This window comes from Marispirochaeta aestuarii (assembly GCF_002087085.1).
Classification (GTDB): Bacteria; Spirochaetota; Spirochaetia; order JC444; family Marispirochaetaceae; genus Marispirochaeta; species Marispirochaeta aestuarii.
The window spans coordinates 198,865-213,696 of record NZ_MWQY01000002.1 but is presented as its reverse complement, the minus strand read 5'-3'; the positions used below and the strand labels follow the sequence as shown (position 1 = coordinate 213,696).

17 protein-coding genes are annotated in these 14,832 nt (G+C 53.4%); 14 read left to right on the top strand and 3 right to left on the bottom strand.

Annotated features, from left to right (window positions below; all coding sequences use genetic code 11):
* Position 1: 1 nt before the first annotated feature.
* Genes B4O97_RS02505 through B4O97_RS02475 form a run of 7 tightly spaced genes read left to right on the top strand, consistent with a single transcriptional unit; the run spans position 2 to position 6,768 of the window.
* Positions 2–877, top strand: coding sequence for a DUF58 domain-containing protein (locus B4O97_RS02505; RefSeq protein WP_083047997.1), 876 nt, complete (start codon positions 2–4; stop codon positions 875–877).
* The gene (locus B4O97_RS02500; RefSeq protein ID WP_083047995.1) at positions 874–1,782 is read left to right on the top strand and encodes a hypothetical protein; all 909 of its coding nucleotides are present in this window, start codon (positions 874–876) and stop codon (positions 1,780–1,782) included. The genes B4O97_RS02505 and B4O97_RS02500 overlap by 4 nt, the downstream gene beginning before the upstream one ends.
* Positions 1,769–2,770, top strand: a complete 1,002-nt coding sequence (locus B4O97_RS02495; RefSeq protein ID WP_083047993.1) for a VWA domain-containing protein — start codon at positions 1,769–1,771, stop codon at positions 2,768–2,770. Before B4O97_RS02500 ends, B4O97_RS02495 begins: the two co-directional genes overlap by 14 nt.
* 2 nt (positions 2,771–2,772) lie before the next feature.
* Positions 2,773–3,747, top strand: a complete 975-nt coding sequence (locus B4O97_RS02490) for a VWA domain-containing protein (protein WP_083047992.1) — start codon at positions 2,773–2,775, stop codon at positions 3,745–3,747.
* A complete protein-coding gene (locus B4O97_RS02485; protein ID WP_083047990.1) occupies positions 3,729–4,319 on the top strand; it encodes a tetratricopeptide repeat protein in 591 nt (196 codons plus the stop codon). The genes B4O97_RS02490 and B4O97_RS02485 overlap by 19 nt, the downstream gene beginning before the upstream one ends.
* Positions 4,268–6,319, top strand: coding sequence for a BatD family protein (locus tag B4O97_RS02480; protein ID WP_083047988.1), 2,052 nt, complete (start codon positions 4,268–4,270; stop codon positions 6,317–6,319). The genes B4O97_RS02485 and B4O97_RS02480 overlap by 52 nt, the downstream gene beginning before the upstream one ends.
* Positions 6,316–6,768, top strand: a complete 453-nt coding sequence (locus B4O97_RS02475) for a Smr/MutS family protein (protein ID WP_083047986.1) — start codon at positions 6,316–6,318, stop codon at positions 6,766–6,768. The genes B4O97_RS02480 and B4O97_RS02475 overlap by 4 nt, the downstream gene beginning before the upstream one ends.
* Before the next feature lie 10 nt (positions 6,769–6,778).
* Here the strand turns inward: B4O97_RS02475 and infA are convergent, their stop codons facing one another.
* Positions 6,779–7,000: a translation initiation factor IF-1 gene (gene infA / locus B4O97_RS02470; protein ID WP_175441641.1), complete on the bottom strand. Its 222-nt coding sequence runs from the start codon at positions 6,998–7,000 to the stop codon at positions 6,779–6,781.
* A gap of 154 nt (positions 7,001–7,154) precedes the next feature.
* Between infA and B4O97_RS02465 the strand changes: the two genes are divergently transcribed.
* Together B4O97_RS02465 and B4O97_RS02460 are read left to right on the top strand one after the other, a co-directional pair.
* Positions 7,155–7,511 carry a TraR/DksA family transcriptional regulator gene (locus B4O97_RS02465; protein WP_083047984.1) on the top strand — a complete coding sequence of 119 codons (357 nt, stop codon included), beginning with the start codon at positions 7,155–7,157 and terminating at the stop codon, positions 7,509–7,511.
* A gap of 85 nt (positions 7,512–7,596) precedes the next feature.
* Positions 7,597–7,995: a hypothetical protein gene (locus B4O97_RS02460; RefSeq protein WP_083047982.1), complete on the top strand. Its 399-nt coding sequence runs from the start codon at positions 7,597–7,599 to the stop codon at positions 7,993–7,995.
* Positions 7,996–8,010: 15 nt separating this feature from the next.
* Here the strand turns inward: B4O97_RS02460 and B4O97_RS02455 are convergent, their stop codons facing one another.
* Complete coding sequence (locus B4O97_RS02455; protein ID WP_233142881.1) at positions 8,011–8,694, bottom strand: MBL fold metallo-hydrolase; 684 nt, start codon at positions 8,692–8,694, stop codon at positions 8,011–8,013.
* A gap of 28 nt (positions 8,695–8,722) precedes the next feature.
* Between B4O97_RS02455 and B4O97_RS02450 the strand changes: the two genes are divergently transcribed.
* Positions 8,723–9,913 carry a hypothetical protein gene (locus tag B4O97_RS02450; protein ID WP_143305487.1) on the top strand — a complete coding sequence of 397 codons (1,191 nt, stop codon included), beginning with the start codon at positions 8,723–8,725 and terminating at the stop codon, positions 9,911–9,913.
* A gap of 59 nt (positions 9,914–9,972) precedes the next feature.
* On the opposite strand, the gene B4O97_RS02445 is transcribed toward B4O97_RS02450, so the two are convergent.
* Positions 9,973–11,508 carry a DEAD/DEAH box helicase gene (locus B4O97_RS02445; protein WP_158084111.1) on the bottom strand — a complete coding sequence of 512 codons (1,536 nt, stop codon included), beginning with the start codon at positions 11,506–11,508 and terminating at the stop codon, positions 9,973–9,975.
* A gap of 72 nt (positions 11,509–11,580) precedes the next feature.
* On the opposite strand from B4O97_RS02445, the gene B4O97_RS02440 reads away from it, so the two are divergent.
* The 4 genes from B4O97_RS02440 to B4O97_RS02425 are packed head-to-tail and all read left to right on the top strand — an operon-like array spanning position 11,581 to position 14,817.
* Positions 11,581–12,792 carry an OmpA family protein gene (locus B4O97_RS02440; protein WP_083047976.1) on the top strand — a complete coding sequence of 404 codons (1,212 nt, stop codon included), beginning with the start codon at positions 11,581–11,583 and terminating at the stop codon, positions 12,790–12,792.
* Positions 12,793–12,794: 2 nt separating this feature from the next.
* Positions 12,795–13,967 (top strand): potassium channel family protein, encoded by a 1,173-nt coding sequence (locus B4O97_RS02435; protein ID WP_083047974.1) that lies wholly within the window; start codon positions 12,795–12,797, stop codon positions 13,965–13,967.
* Complete coding sequence (locus tag B4O97_RS02430; protein ID WP_083047972.1) at positions 13,964–14,464, top strand: cyclic nucleotide-binding domain-containing protein; 501 nt, start codon at positions 13,964–13,966, stop codon at positions 14,462–14,464. Before B4O97_RS02435 ends, B4O97_RS02430 begins: the two co-directional genes overlap by 4 nt.
* 2 nt (positions 14,465–14,466) lie before the next feature.
* Positions 14,467–14,817, top strand: a complete 351-nt coding sequence (locus tag B4O97_RS02425; RefSeq protein ID WP_083047971.1) for an Hpt domain-containing protein — start codon at positions 14,467–14,469, stop codon at positions 14,815–14,817.
* The last annotated feature ends 15 nt before the right edge of the window (positions 14,818–14,832 follow it).

The following is a 14,832-nucleotide window of genomic DNA, read 5'->3' as shown; positions in this document are numbered from 1 at the left end:
CATGGAGAAAGAGAGCCTATTTCAACGCATTCGTAATCTGCCTCTTGTCAGTGCCAAGCTCCTGGAAGGTCTCTTCGCCGGAAACTATCGTTCCGTTTTTCGCGGTCCCGGTCTGGAATTCGACGAAGTCAGGGAATACTCCGAGGGTGACGATGTCCGGAACATTGACTGGAACGTCTCCTCCCGTATGGGGAGCCCCTACGCCAAGACCTTCCGGGAAGAACGGGAGCTTGTTCTTTCCCTCGTCTTTGATGTCTCAGCCTCCCTGGATCAGGGGGTCGGCGATATCAGTAAACGGGACATGGCAATGATCCTGGGGGCGATCTTTGCCTTTGCCGCGGTCCACAATAATGATCGGGTGGGGGGGGTCTTCTTTTCCGACCGCATTGAAAAATGGGTTCCCCCCTCCAAGGGTCGCAAACACGTGGCCAGTCTTATTGAGGATATGGAAAATCTGAAACCCCGGGGAGCAGGTTCCGAGCTGGGACTGGCCCTCAAGACGGTCTACGAATCCCTGAAATCCCGGGGAATCTGCGTTGTTTTTTCTGATTTCCGCACCGCCACCGGCTGGAACGAAATGACCCTTCTGGCCCGCAAACACGACGTTATTGCCGTCCGGATAAGCGATCCCGGCGACAAGGTACTGCCCCTCAAGGGCAGTCTTGTTCTTCAGGATCCTGAACGGGGTCACAGCCTTCTGGCCGGAGGGGTCAGTCCTGCCTTTCGCAGTGCCTACGGCGATTTCTGGGATACCCAGGATGTGATCTTTCGTCGTGAGTGCCGCCGCCGCAGAATTCAGGTGCTTTCCGTGGACACCAGTGATGATCCCGTCGCCAAGGTTCTGGCCTTTTTCAAGACCCGGAGGCGCGTTTCATGACTTCAGCCGGATTACGGGCGGTACTAAGCCTTTTCCTCACCTGTGTAGCCTCGCTTCTGTATGCCGCTCCCCAGGTCGTCTCGGTGCACCTGCTTCCCCCGGAATTCTATGTGGGCGACACGGTGGAATTGCGGATTATCCTGCGTTCCGACGAGGCTGATACAATACGACCTCCCGCTGTGCTGCCTGCGGTTGACTGGGTTTTCTTCCACGGGGCCCGGGTTGAACAGCGGGGGGGTAATCATGAACTGCGCATCTTTTTTTCCTCCTTTTCTCCGGGAACCCGGACCCTGCCTGAACTGGATTTCGGTTCCTATGTGCTTTCGGGAATGAAGATCCATACAAGCTCTATCCTGGAAAACGAGGGTGAACTGGAGGACATCCGGGGACAGTTGTACCTTCCCGGCACCTTCACCCTCCTGATTATTACAGTCCTGGTTGTACTGATAGGACCCCTTGCCCTCATTGCCGTTTCCGGCATCCTGCGGGAGCGGCTGCGTTCGGCGGCTGTTCTTCTGGCCCGGAAACGTCCGTACTGGCGTCTGAGGCGGGATTTAAAGGAGCTGAGTTCCCAGGCGCTCATGATGCCGGACAGGGATTTTTATTACCGCCTCTCCGATTCGGTGCGCAGCTATATCAGCCGGCGGACCGGATGGGATTGTATAACCACTACGATTCATGAGATCAGGTCCATGATGCAGAGCCTTTTCCCGAAGGGGGATATCGCCATGCGTCTAATCCATTTTCTTGAGTACGCGGACATGATAAAATTCGCCGGGGTCGAGGCGGGAAGCGCCCGCAAGGGCGACGATATTCTGCGTCTTGGAGAACTTGCATCTGCAGTGGAAGAGGAGTGCCGATTACGGGACAGGGATAAGCAGGAGGACGCAGATGTGGATATTTGAGAGTCCGGCTTACCTTCTGCTCCTGGGACTTCTTTTACCCGGGATCTTCTTCGCCCATTTCTGGAAGGGCCGGGGAGGACGGGTCCCGTTTTCCCTTTCCGTATGGCGGGGAGACTCCTTTCAGGAGAGCCCCTTCAGTCTGCGATTTCTGAGTTTTCTTTCCCATTTCCTTTTCTGGACAGGGTTTGTGCTTCTGGTACTGGCTCTGGCCGGTCCCGGCCGGATTACGAAGGAGCGGGTATATCTGACCCGCGGAATCGATATCATCTTTGTTCTCGATGAGTCTCCCAGTATGGCGGCTCAGGATTTTTACCCGGAAAACCGTTTCAATACCGCCAGGGAGGTAATCAATTCCTTTATCCGCTCCAGGGAGAATGATCCAGTCGGTCTGGTGGTATTCTCCGATGAGGCGGCCCTCATGGTTCCCCCCACCCTGGATTACAGTGCGTACCTCAGGGTGCTGGATGATCTTCAGCTCATGAGTCTGGGCCGGGGGACGGCCATCGGCATGGGGATTGCCGTGGCTTCCCTGCATCTGCGCCAGAGCAGCGCCCAGGAAAAGATAATCGTCCTTTTGACGGACGGAGAAAACAATGCCGGAGAAATAACCCCCGCCAGCGCAGCGGAGGTAGCGTCTTCTCTGGGAATAAAGATCTTCGCCATCGGAATCGGGAGCCCCGGGGACGTACCGGGAGAGTATACGGATCCCGAGACGGGAAAAATATTTCGCGGGGTCTTCTCCGGCAGCTACGATGAGGAGCTTTTGCGGATGATAGCGGAGACTACCGGCGGACGCTTCTATTCCGCTTCCACTCCCGGGGCTCTGGAAACAGTGTTTCGCTCCATCGACTCGGTGACCGTCACGGAAAAAAGGGTAAAGGTGAGGACCGAAACCGAAGCCTCCTACCGCTACTTTCTGCTTGCAGGAGGAATAGCCGTGCTGCTGCATCTGTTTATCCGCAAGTATCTGCTGCGGGAGGTCCTCTAGCCATGTTTCGATATCCCCACCTTTTCTTTTGCCTTCTGCTCCTGGTTCCGGTGATTATTCTGCTGTGGCTGGAGTTTCTGAGGGGCAGACGGGATCTGGAATACCTTCTCGGTCGCTGGAGAGCGGGAAACTACCTGGATATTTTCACGGTAAAATGGTTTTTTTCCTCCCTGGCCCTTGTCCTCTTCATTGTATTCACCCTGTTCGCCGCAGCGGATCCGGAAAGAAAGGGACGTCCGGAAATCAGGACCATCGAGTCCCGGGATATCGTTTTTGCCCTGGATGTTTCTTTAAGCATGCTGGCCCGGGATTCCTCACCGTCACGGCTTGAGCGCTCCGTGGAGGTCATGCGGGGGATTCTCGCGTCCCGGGGCGGAACCTCACGTTTTTCCCTGGTGGTGTTTCAGGAGATCGGTGTCAAGATGATCCCCATAACCGAGGATCTGGCAATGTTTGAAACGGTTTTTCAGAATATCGGCCCCCAGGTGCTCTCCCGCCGCGGTTCCGATCTGAAAGCCGGGCTTGTCGCTTCCCTCGATGCCTTTCCGGGAAAAGTGGAAAGCGAAAAGCTCCTTTTTGTTTTTTCCGATGGTGAAAACTTCGGCGGGGCCGTCAAGCCCGTACTCGAGACCGCCCGGCAAAGGGGAATCCGGATTGTAGCCCTGGGAGCGGGAACGGTCGAAGGCGCAGCAATACCCCTGGAGGACGAACAGGAGCTGCGTGATTCATCGGGCAACAGGGTCGTTACCCGGCTGAATGCCGATAACATGCGCTATCTGGCAGAGGAGACAGGAGGGGAGTATTTTTCTCTGAACGATCCTGCCCTTATGAGCAAACTGGATGCTGTTTTCGGATCCTCGTCGGTACGTTACAATGAACCGCGGGAATCGGCGTATCGGCCCTACCTGCTGATCGCTGTTTTCGCTCTGTATATTTACTTTTTGGTGCGGGTAATACCTTGGAAAAAAACCTTTTAATACTGCTGTTTCCCCTGTTGCTCCTGTCCTGTACCCCCTATCGAACCCACTGGCAGGTCCTTAAGGGGAACTATGAGTACATAAACGGGCGATATCAGTCTGCCGCGGTTTCTTACCTGGGAATCCTGGAAAACGAGCTGAACGAAGATGAGGTTATCCATTACAACCTTGGAAACGTCTTCTATGCCCTGGGTGAGACCACCGCTTCGGAGGATGAATGGACCAGGGCCCTGGAAGGGGAGAATCCGGAACTCAAATTCAGGACCCTTTTCAATATGGGAAACCTCTACTATGAGCTCAGCCAGTACCGGTCCGCCTTCGAAAGTTTCAAAAAAGCCCTTCTGTTGCGACCCGACAGCAGAGAGGCAAAAAGAAACATGGAGCTGACCCTTTTGAGGCTTGGCAGCCAGCAGGAAGAAGAACGGGCGCTTCCCTCTGCCGGCTCGGTAAGCGGCGGGGATACCTCGGTGGAAGAGGTCGACAGAATTCTACAGTATATTAAACGCAAGGAGGAGTCCCAGTGGGTATCCCAGCATGGCGGGGACCAGGAAAGCAGCGGACCTTTCTGGTAGGTCTTTTCCTTGTACTGTTTTTTTCCCCCTCTCTCTCTGCCCAGGATGATCCGGAGCTCTCGTTTTTACCGAACCCGGTGGGCCTGAATGACCGCTTTACCCTCTCCTTTGAAGTGGATGTACCTTCGGCTTCGATGGTCAGCATCGAGGAGTGGGATTATCCGGTGGGGATACGTCTGTATGCGGGGCCGAATATCCGGGGAATCGTCAAAAGCAGAGAGGATGGAACCAGCTACCCCGCCGTTTCCGTCAGTTATATTCTGCTTTCCAACCGGACCGGAAGAATCCTTTTTCCCCGTATCCCCTTTGCTGTTGGTTCGGAATCCCGCAGAACCGGGGTGGGAATCCAGAGGGTCGGAAGCTACCGCAACAGCGTTCTGTCCCTTCCGCTGGAACTGGAATGGGAAATCCCGGAGGGACCATTTTACGAAGGACAGACAATTCCGGCTGTTCTGGTAATGAGAAATCAGGAGGAGATTCTGCTTCCTGAGCGGGTCTCCGTACCCGCATCCGGGGGGGGGCTTTTCGAGGAGGCCCCGGAACTTGGAGAAATCCGCCGGCGCCTCTATGGCGATACAGTTCTCTATACAGTGCCTGTTACGGGATACCTCTTTACTCCCACTGGTGCGGGACGCTTCTTTTTAAACAAGGCTTCTGTTACTGCGGAAGGTATCTCCGGAACATCCGACGCGGTTGCGGTAAATGTCGAAGCCTTACCCGGCGATGTTGCGGTTTCCGGCGGGGTGGGACGCTTTGATATCGATGTCTCTCCTCTTCCGGAAGGATCCAGGGTGGGAGAGACTGTTCAGCTGACCGTGCGTATAACGGGGGAAGGCAACCTTGCATATCTGACTCCTCCTGAACCTGATTTCGCCGGTCTCGTTCTTGTCCGCAGCGAGGAGACCCATGACTACCGGGCCTCTCAGCGAGGATACCAGGGTTCCAGGGAGACCCGGTATCTACTCAAGGCAGAAGAGGAGGGGGATTATGAGATCCATATTCCAGCTTTCCCCTTTTTCGATCCCCGGGATAACAGGGTCGTTTCCCTTCCCGAGCGGAGATTGACGCTGCAGGTACTCTCCGGCGGAGAGATTTCCATCCAGGAGGAAACCTTCAGTTTATCGGATCTTCGTTATACCCCGGATGAGATTCTGGCCGCCCAGTCGACTGAACTCTTCCGGCTTCGCTATATCTATCTTGCTTTTGTTCCCGGTCCCATGCTTCTCCTTCTGTTCAGGGTCCGGCGAAGACGGATTCTCCAGTATTTGGTTCTGCTTCTTGCTCCGCTGGCGCTCTTTATGCTCTCTGCCTCCGGTGAGCTGATGGATTTTGACCAGGTGAGGGGGGCTGAAGATCTCCTTATGCAGCGGGATTATCAGGCTGCTTCCGTTGTCTACAGGGAAATGGCCTCTGAACACCCGCGGAACGGCAGGCTTCTTTTTAACTGGGCATTATGCCTGGAGGGGACGGGAAAGCGGGCAGAAGCTGTCAATACCGTTATTGCCTCCGCCCGATGTGCCGTACCCGACCAGCGGGTTCGTTCCTTCTGGGACAGTCTGACTGATTCTGATCAGTATATCCGTCAATACCAGCTTCCTGCCTATTTCCCACCGGCTGTATCCTTTATTCTTCTGCTCATTTTTTATAATCTTTTCTTTCTGGCCGCTGTGCTTGCCATGTTCTTCAAACGTTCCTATCTGCTGCTTGTCTCGCTGCTCTTCGGAACCCTGAGTTTTGCCGCGGCGGGACTCTTCGGACATGCCGCATATGTCCGCAGCACTCCGGTGGCGGTTGTAGCCTCCGATGTGGTCAGTCGCCGCATACCGCGAGATTCAGCGGAAGCATGGCTTGAATTACCCGAAGGTCTGACGGTCAAAGTTACCCAGCAGTCCGGAGATTTTCTTCTTCTTTCCACGGCTTATGGAGTGGAAGGCTGGGTCGGCAGCGGGGATATTCTTCGTTCAGATGATCTGTTTCAGGATAATAAGGAGCGGGAATGAACTTTGGAGACATCCTTGAGCAATGGGAACAGCAGAACTCCCGGGACAGGGGAAAAAAAAGAGAGCAGGCGGCCTATGAAGAGGTCATGAATCGCTGGCTTGAAGAAAAACCCCTTCCCCTCAAGGATGCTGACCGGCCCCCCCGTGGTAAAAAGAGCCCCTCCCGTAAAACCCTTCGACGCATGGCGCCCCAGGAGAGCCTGGATCTTCACGGATATACAGTTGAGGAGGCCCTGAAGGAGCTTGACGGATTTCTGCTGCGAAGCAAAAGACGGGGGCTCAGGAAGGTGCTGGTAATCCATGGAAAGGGAAACCATTCGGATACCGGAGATTCGATCCTGCGCAAAAAGGTGCGCCGCTACATTGCAGAGTCTCCTTTTTGCGGTGAACACGGAGTACCGCAGTCCGGAATGGGGGGAGAGGGGGCTGTATGGATTATTCTGCGCTAAAAAGGGGTGTTTATCGTTCCCGGTAGATAATGCGTCCCCGGGTAAGATCATAGGGAGACAGGGCAACCCGGACTTTGTCTCCTGGGACAATCCGGATGTAGTGTTTTCTCATTTTGCCGGAGAGATGGGTAAGAATGACATGTCCGTTCTGCAGTTCCACCCTGAACATGGTGTTCGGAAGAGATTCCTTTACAATACCTTCGACTTCAATAGCTTCCTCTTTAGCCACAATTCCTCCTGCAAGTATGGGGAAATAGTAGGACATTGCCCCTTTCTTTGTCAAGCCGAAGGGAATTCCCCGGGATTCGCGCCTTGACATTTTTAAGCATTTCCTTCATATTCTCTTGCCATATTGCCTAGGGCATACATGCAGCGAAGGTAGGATTATGGATAAAGCGTTCGTGGACCAGATGAAGGAAAAGCTCATCACCCTCAAGGAAGAGATTGTCAACAATCTTATGAGTGAGAGCGAGGATTTCGAAAACCTCGTGCGTGACATGGATCCTAAGGATTTGGTGGATGTCGCGGCGGATGACATTGATCGCAAAACCCTGGAAACTTTGAGCACCAACGATGTTAAACGACTCCGGCTCATAGATTCCGCCCTGTCGAGAATCAAGAATGAGCGTTACGGCGTCTGTATGCGCTGTAATAAGAAGATTCCGAGGGAACGGCTCGAGGCTATCCCGTATGCACTGATGTGTATTGACTGCAAGAGCTCCGACGAAAGACGTAACAGATAGATTTTACTAAACCCCTCCTCCGGTATTCCGAAAATAGAAACAGGCCCTGGGGCCGAATATTTCTTGAAAGGGAGTACCGGGATCTGTGCAGGTACAGAGTTCCACTGTAAACAGAACAATTCCTTTAAGCAGTCTGGTTCGCGGAAGCGTCGGTTCCTCCCGTGTCGGTCTGCCCGTCTCCGGTTCTCAGGCCTTATACGCGCGCTTTAAGCATGTATATGGTCGGCCCAGCGAAGCGGGGGGATTCTCTCTTTCGAAGCTCAGGAGCCTGGATAATCTCATCGACAGACTTGTCAAACTTAAGGACAGGGATTCCGCAAGCCTCCCGAAAAGGGAAGACCTTACGGGACTCTCCGACCAGGGACGGGACGCCCTGATCCGGGAGCTTTCGGACAAACTGCACCGGGCCTACCTGAAGGCGGAAACCAATCCTTTTGCACATCCCGGAGTCAGCACAGGACTGCTGGCGGATTTCAATCTTTAGCGCACTGTTCCGTTATTACTGTAAAAAAGGATTATTCTTTATTTCCCGTTCAATGCTCGTGTTCGGACCATGACCGGGGAATACCATGGTCTCCTGGGGCAGTATCAGCAGCTTTTCCCGAATACTTTTCAATATCGATTCCCCGTCACCCTCCATAAGATCCGTTCTGCCGACCCCTTCGAAAAAGAGGGTATCTCCGGAAAAAAGAATGCCCTGGGCTTCGGAATAGAGGCAGATGCTGCCCGGAGTGTGGCCGGGGGTATGGAGTACCGTAAGACTTGAGGTCAGTACTGTTTTACCGTCCTCCAGGATGATATCAGGTTCAGGAAAGAGCAGCTCATAATCCATAAGAACTGATTTCAGGTCGATTCCGATCTGTTCAAAGCTGATTCTGTGGGATTCTGCGGCATTTTTGCCAAGATAGTGGGCATCTGCACCGTGTATCGCCACCGGGACCTCCAGGTCACGTTCGCGAAAATGACGCTGAAGCTCATACGCCCCCGCCACATGATCAAGATGTCCGTGGGTACAGATAATGCCGAGGGGTTTAAGATTCTTTATTGCCATATGAGAAAGGATCTCTTCCATATCTCCACCCGGATCTATAAGGAGACACTCCTTTTTCCATTCCGAGTATATATAGGCATTTGAACTGAGAGGACCTACAATAATGCGTTCAACCATGTTAAGCTTAAGCATAATTCATTTTTCCGTGGTTGTGCAATAAGTGGAACGATTACTGTTGATCGCCGGGATTGTACTCCTTGGCTACGTTATTCTTCCTCTTTTCGGAGGTTTTCGCGTACGCCGGCAGTGGAGGAAATTCCGGGATGCCGTTTATCAGAGTATGGAATACCCCATTATTAATTACCCGAGGGTGCGCACCGAGGTGCTTGACGGGGAGTCCTTCAGGTTTTTCGGCCAGATCGAGGCTGTACAGGGGGATGAGCAGATATGGCTGACCGATGGTTCACTATCTGTACAGGTGGATTTGAAGGGAGTCGAGGTTTTTACCCTTCCGGCACTCAACGCTTATGAGGATGAGGACCTGCTCGAAGATAATGAGCAGGCCTTCGCTGATGCCTCTCCCACGCATATTCCGGCAAATCGTATTACTTCGTTTCCTCAAGGCACCCGTATCATGGTCTCCGGGGAACTGGTCATGGTTAACTCCCGGCCGGTTTTCAGGTCCGGGGATAAAAAAGGAGGGGAACTCCTTGTCCTGATTTACGACGGTGATCCCGGCACGATTCTGCGCCGGTCAATCTGGTCCGGCCGGCAGCGAAACGAGTACTGGAATCAGCTGACACCGGTTTCCCTTACCCTGGCTTCCTTTAGTCTCTTTATTTTGACGTATATCTATCTCAGGTCGCCGGGCTTTCTGTATCTGTCCCACATATCCCTTACCATGAGCCTTGCTCCCCTTGCTCCCCTGCTGCCCCCGGGACTGCTGCTGTTCAGCCTTTACCGGCGTATATGGAGGGCCGGACGCTATCTGCGGGCCGAAAGGGACCTGCTGGCATTACCGGCCCGGCGCTTCGGACAGGCTGTGGGTATGAGGAACGGCAGCCGGGCTTTTCTGCCCGATGGAAGGGTGTACCGTCTGCAGACCTTTCGCGGTCTGGATGCTGCGCTGGCCGGCTGCCCGGGAGCTAAGATCCGAACCAGCAGAATCATTGTGGGTGATTCCCTGGACAGGTCTGTTTTCTATGCCTTTGGCTGCTCACAGCAGGCCGGTTCATCCTTTGCTGATCCCTTTGCCGAGTGCATCATGATTCCCGGAGAGCCCCGATCCCTTTCCGAGCGCTGCAGCCGGGGGGCCCGGTTCAGGGAGATTCTGGGGGCCGCCATATTCGGGACGGCCCTGCTTATCAATCTGCTGGTGATATTTACGCTTCTCTGGTTCATTCTGGTATAAAAAACCGCCCCCTCGATTATCCGAAGGGACGGTGAAGCTTTATGGAGGGAACAGGTACATCAGCGGAGGACTTTTTCCTCCTTCTTGCGTGCAAAATTTACGGTTATTTTTCGTCCGTGAAAATCGCTGCCGTCAAGTTTGTCTATGGCGGATTGCGCAAGGTGAGCCGGAATATCAATAAAGGAATAGTTATCCAGAACCTTGATGCTCCCAACCTCTCCCATATCTATACCCAGGGTCTGGGTAAAGAGCCGCGAAAGGTCCTTTGGGAAAACACGCCGGTTGCGTCCGATGGATACGAAAACCGTCCTGAAGGGCTTGTCCCCGCGAACTGTGTTTCCGAGAGACTCCTTTATCAGATAAGCGCTTAAATATCCGCGCATTCCGAAAGGGACCATTTTTTTTATCATTTTTCGATACCGGTTTAGTTCTTCAGGATCCTCCTGGGAACGGATGGACTGCAGAATACCTTCGACCTTGCCCCGAAAGACCTCCAGGTCATCGGGGAAGTTCTCTTTTTTCATCTTGTTTTTCTCCTGTAAAAACTGAAGTGTCGCCGACTCCTCCTTCGTGACAAAGGTGACAATCTTTGCATTCAGGTCCTGTATCAGTACGGAGGTGATATCCGTATATGCTTCAGGGGGGGATGGAAGATTAAAAAAGACCGCGCATCCAATTTCTTCGATCTCGGTTAAAACAGAAATTGAGACTGTAAGAATGCAGGGGATACTTCCGTCCTTGAAAAGCTGAAAGATTTCTTCCTTTTTTCGCGGAGAAGTACGGGTGGAAATAATACGGCTGCGGATTCCCTCCTTGCTAAGCTTCTTTTCCAGGGTCTTTAAGGCAGCCATAGTTCGGCAGAAGATTCCGCCCCGGGTGATTCTTCTGCTTAGAAAGAGACTTAAAAGCAGCTCCGCCTTGTGCACGGCATCGGCTGCTTCATATACACTTTGAATCCTGTTGTCCCGGTCCCAGTCCTCGGAGGAGATAATCAGGGGGTGCCGTAAGCGGTTTTCCAGTACACCGGTCTCTTTCAGGCTGGGGGTAAAAACGATTATCTGGCTCTTTTTGGGGACCTTGGAGAGAATAAAGAGCACATCCTGCATGAAGTCCTCTTTATTGACCGGGTTCTCCAGACTTATAACAACCCTCTGCATTTCCCGGGTGTTCAGAGAGTTGCGACGCAGGTGGTCAATTATACGGGCTGAGGTGCCGACAATGATACCGGAAGTCCCGGCAAGTCGTTTTGCTTCACGCTTTATCGGACTGTCCCAACCCAGGGTTGTTATGGGAGGCACGCTACTGCCCCCCCGGGTGAATCGCCGGTACTGGAGGGAGGTCTTTTTTACGAGATCCGGCGAAGGTGTTATGATCAGAGCCTGGGAGCCGGTACTTTCGAGGCCATGAGAGACAAGAAGGGGCAGGAGGTACGCTGCTGTCCTCCCGTCGGCGTAGAGAGTCTCAACCAGGAGATCCCTTCCGCCGAGTACGGCTGGAACGACCTTTGCCTGGAGGAGAGTGGGACGAGAATATCCGGCATTGCTCAGCAACGCGAACAACTCTTCTGACTGGGGCTGGCTTAACTTGTCAAACACATCGGCTTCCTGTGGAATACAATTTGAAGATATAAGCTTGGACATATATTTGTCAAGGAAGTAGGCGTGAGAATGAAAATATCAAAGATAAGCTCCTTGCTCCTTTTGTTGACCGGATTGCTGGCGGGAAACAGACTGGAAGCCGAGGTTTTTCGCTTCCAGTATGTCTCAGGGGCAAAATTCCGGGCTGTCGCCCAGGTGGATGAGACCGTTATCCAGCGGTATGGCCGTCAGCAGGCTGTTCAGCAGTCGGAGCTGCGCTACAAGATTGCCTACACAATCAAGGATGTCCGGGGTGAAACAGGGGAGCTGGAAGGGGTTTTCCAGATCGCCAACCGTTCCACCGGGGATGCCGGAGTTTACCAGTGGAGCGAGGAGCACCCCACGGCCTATCGCCGGAATGCCTACGGCGAAATGGATGTTCCCGACAGATACAGTTTTCCCGTTGTGCGGGGAGTTCCCAGGTTCCCGGAACGGGATGTCGCTCCCGGGGAAACCTGGGTGGGGGTCGGCGAGGAGGTCCATGACTTCCGGGACTCCGGCAGCGGCCTGGGCGTCGTGCGATTCCCCATTAACGTGGCGTATCAGTACCTGGGGCTGGAAGAGTATAAGGATAAAATGTTCCATGCCATCGATGCCACGTATCAGGTATACCATCGTTTCCCCGTAAGCCGGGGGCTGGCCCCGGAGCAGATTTCCGGTTTTTCGGCGCAGCACCTTTACTGGGACAATGAAAAAGGGTATCTCGCGGCCTATACCGAGGAGTTCGAGCTGGTAATGCAGCTGAATGACGGTACCTCCTGGATTTTCCGCGGGACGGCGTCGGCCGAGGTCATTCAGGCGGAAAAGATGGAAAAGGAAAAGGTCGCCGAGGAAATCCGTAATTCCCTGGAAAAAGACAAGGTAGAAGACTCCGAGGTACGGGTGGACGAACAGGGTATAACCATTGCCCTGCATAATATCCGCTTTCTCCCCGACTCATCCCGTTTTGTTCCCGGGGAAGAGGAAAAGATTCGAGCAGTGGCGGAGATCCTTAAACGCTACCCGGATCGGGACGTGCTGATTACCGGTCATACTGCTCTGGCTGGTACGGAGAGCGGCCGGGAACGCCTTTCTCTGGAGCGGGCCAGGGTAACGGCCAGGGCGCTGATAGAACTTGGCGCCCGCCGGGAGGACCAGATCGTAATACGCGGTATGGGCGCCCGGGAACCTGTGGCTGGAAACGATACCGAAGCCGGCCGCAGGCTTAATCGCAGGGTTGAGATTACCCTGTTGGAGAACTGATCATGCCCTTTCGCCGTCTGCAGCGTTTTCTCGAAAATCTTCTTAATTCCCCCTTTATGCAGATGGCGCTCTTCTTTCTTGCAGTTTTCCTGATAACCGGCGGACTGGTATATCTCTTTGAAAGCAGTATTAATACCCAGTTCTCTGACCTTCTGGACGGGTTCTGGTGGGCAGTAATAACCTTTTCCACAACCGGGTATGGCGACAAGGTTCCGGTAACCTTTCCGGGACGTCTTGTTGCCGTGGTTTCCATCTTTTTGGGGATTGCCGCCACCAGTGCCCTGTCCGGATCGCTGGCATCCGTTTTTGTGGAACGAAATTCCCGCGCAAGGAGGGGCTTGATGGATTTTCCCAAACTAAGTGATCATCTTATCGTATGCGGCTGGAAGGACCACATGCGGGACATTCTGCTGGATATTCTGGAAAGCAGCGATCTGAAGGGAGACCGGCTGGTGCTCCTGTCGAATATTGAACCCGACAAGGTTGAAGAGATAAAAGAAGAGATAGACCTGAAGGGTTTGAAGTTCGTTCGGGGAGATTATTTCTCCGAAGCAACCCTCAAGAGGGCCAATGTCAGAAATGCCCGTAAGGTCCTGATCCTGGCGGATACCTGGGAGAGTTCGGTTCCATCGGAGGTGGATTCCAAAACGGTCATGACGGTCCTGACCATCAAGGCAATTGCCCGGGATGTCTATACAACCGCTGAGCTCCTTGACCGGAAATACGAAAGCTACCTGAAGCATGCCGGCTGTGATGAAATCATCTTTTCCCGGGATCTCTCCAGACGTATTCTCTCCCGTTCCTCCGTAACCAACGGCATGTCCCATATTATTCAGGATCTTCTGGCGGGAGAAAACGGCAGTGCCCGCTTAAGCACCGCTGTAATTCCCCGGGAGTTCGTGGGAAAGAGTTACAGTCAGTATCGGAACGGTTTTCAAGAAAAGGGCAGCATGATTCTGCTGGGGCTTCTGGAGAACACCGGGACGCCGAACCGCATGAAAATGGAGGCCCTCAGAAACGCCCAGAAAACCTCCGATGTCTCAGCCCTGGTAACCAACCTGCAGAAGGTCAAGGAGCTGGAGGTTAATCGTCCCCTCTTTGTTCCCCCCGACGACTACCCGATTCAGCCCCACTCTATGGCCATTGTTCTTGAAAGCCGGAAGGTCCCCCAATGAGCAGTAATCAGGACATACGGGAACGTCTTGAGAAAATCAGTCTTTTCGAAGCAATCAGGTCTCACTCAGACTACATGGAAGAACTTGAAAGGATATGCCGGATCCGGGGATATAAAAAGGGAGAGACAATAATCCGGGAAGGGGAGCTTGGAGATGAAATGTTCATCGTTCTGAACGGCGGGGTGGAGATTCTCAAGCGGACCCGGGCCGGAGATAATTATACGGTTGTCGGGCTCAAGGCGGAGGATAACGTCTTTTTCGGGGAGCTGGCTTTGATAGATGACGATAAGCGCTCGGCCACGGTGGTGGCCGCCATGGATTCCGAATTTCTGGTTATTTCAAAAAAGGATTTCCTGGAACTTGGCGACAGGAACTCAGCCATCGGGCTGCCGGTTACCCGGGCCATTGCCAAGATCATCGCATCCCGCCTGCGAAAAACGACGGTGGATATGCTTACCATCTTCGACGCCCTGGTGAGTGAAATCCGGGGAGATTGAGAATGGAGACTCCCTTTAACCAGTCTATGCTCCAGGAAATCTACGAAGGAGATACTGATCTTTTTATGGAACTCATGGAGATGGTGCAGAACAGGGTTTTCGATGATATGGAAGAAATCCGTACCCTGATTCGCCGGAATGAACATCGTCAGCTTCGGCATAAAGTCCATCAAACGAAAAGCATGCTTGTTTCCATCGCTGCCGGACCTTCTGTTTCCGCCGCCGAAAACCTTGAGGCTGCAGTTAGGGAAGGACGGGATGCGGAATACAGCAGCCTGTTTTCTTCTCTGGTATTTGAAATAAGGGCCCTCATCGCATATTATAAAGAAGGGAATTGGCGTTCCCATTTCTAATACTTCATGCCCAGG

Coding starts and splice junctions, on each gene's coding strand:
- B4O97_RS02505 (WP_083047997.1), top strand. CDS start 2: ATGGAGAAAGAGAGCCTATTTCAACGCATTCGTAATCTGCCTCTTGTC.
- B4O97_RS02500 (WP_083047995.1), top strand. CDS start 874: ATGACTTCAGCCGGATTACGGGCGGTACTAAGCCTTTTCCTCACCTGT.
- B4O97_RS02495 (WP_083047993.1), top strand. CDS start 1,769: ATGTGGATATTTGAGAGTCCGGCTTACCTTCTGCTCCTGGGACTTCTT.
- B4O97_RS02490 (WP_083047992.1), top strand. CDS start 2,773: ATGTTTCGATATCCCCACCTTTTCTTTTGCCTTCTGCTCCTGGTTCCG.
- B4O97_RS02475 (WP_083047986.1), top strand. CDS start 6,316: ATGAACTTTGGAGACATCCTTGAGCAATGGGAACAGCAGAACTCCCGG.
- B4O97_RS02465 (WP_083047984.1), top strand. CDS start 7,155: ATGGATAAAGCGTTCGTGGACCAGATGAAGGAAAAGCTCATCACCCTC.
- B4O97_RS02455 (WP_233142881.1), bottom strand. CDS start 8,694: ATGCTTAAGCTTAACATGGTTGAACGCATTATTGTAGGTCCTCTCAGT.
- B4O97_RS02440 (WP_083047976.1), top strand. CDS start 11,581: ATGAAAATATCAAAGATAAGCTCCTTGCTCCTTTTGTTGACCGGATTG.
- B4O97_RS02435 (WP_083047974.1), top strand. CDS start 12,795: ATGCCCTTTCGCCGTCTGCAGCGTTTTCTCGAAAATCTTCTTAATTCC.
- B4O97_RS02430 (WP_083047972.1), top strand. CDS start 13,964: ATGAGCAGTAATCAGGACATACGGGAACGTCTTGAGAAAATCAGTCTT.
- B4O97_RS02425 (WP_083047971.1), top strand. CDS start 14,467: ATGGAGACTCCCTTTAACCAGTCTATGCTCCAGGAAATCTACGAAGGA.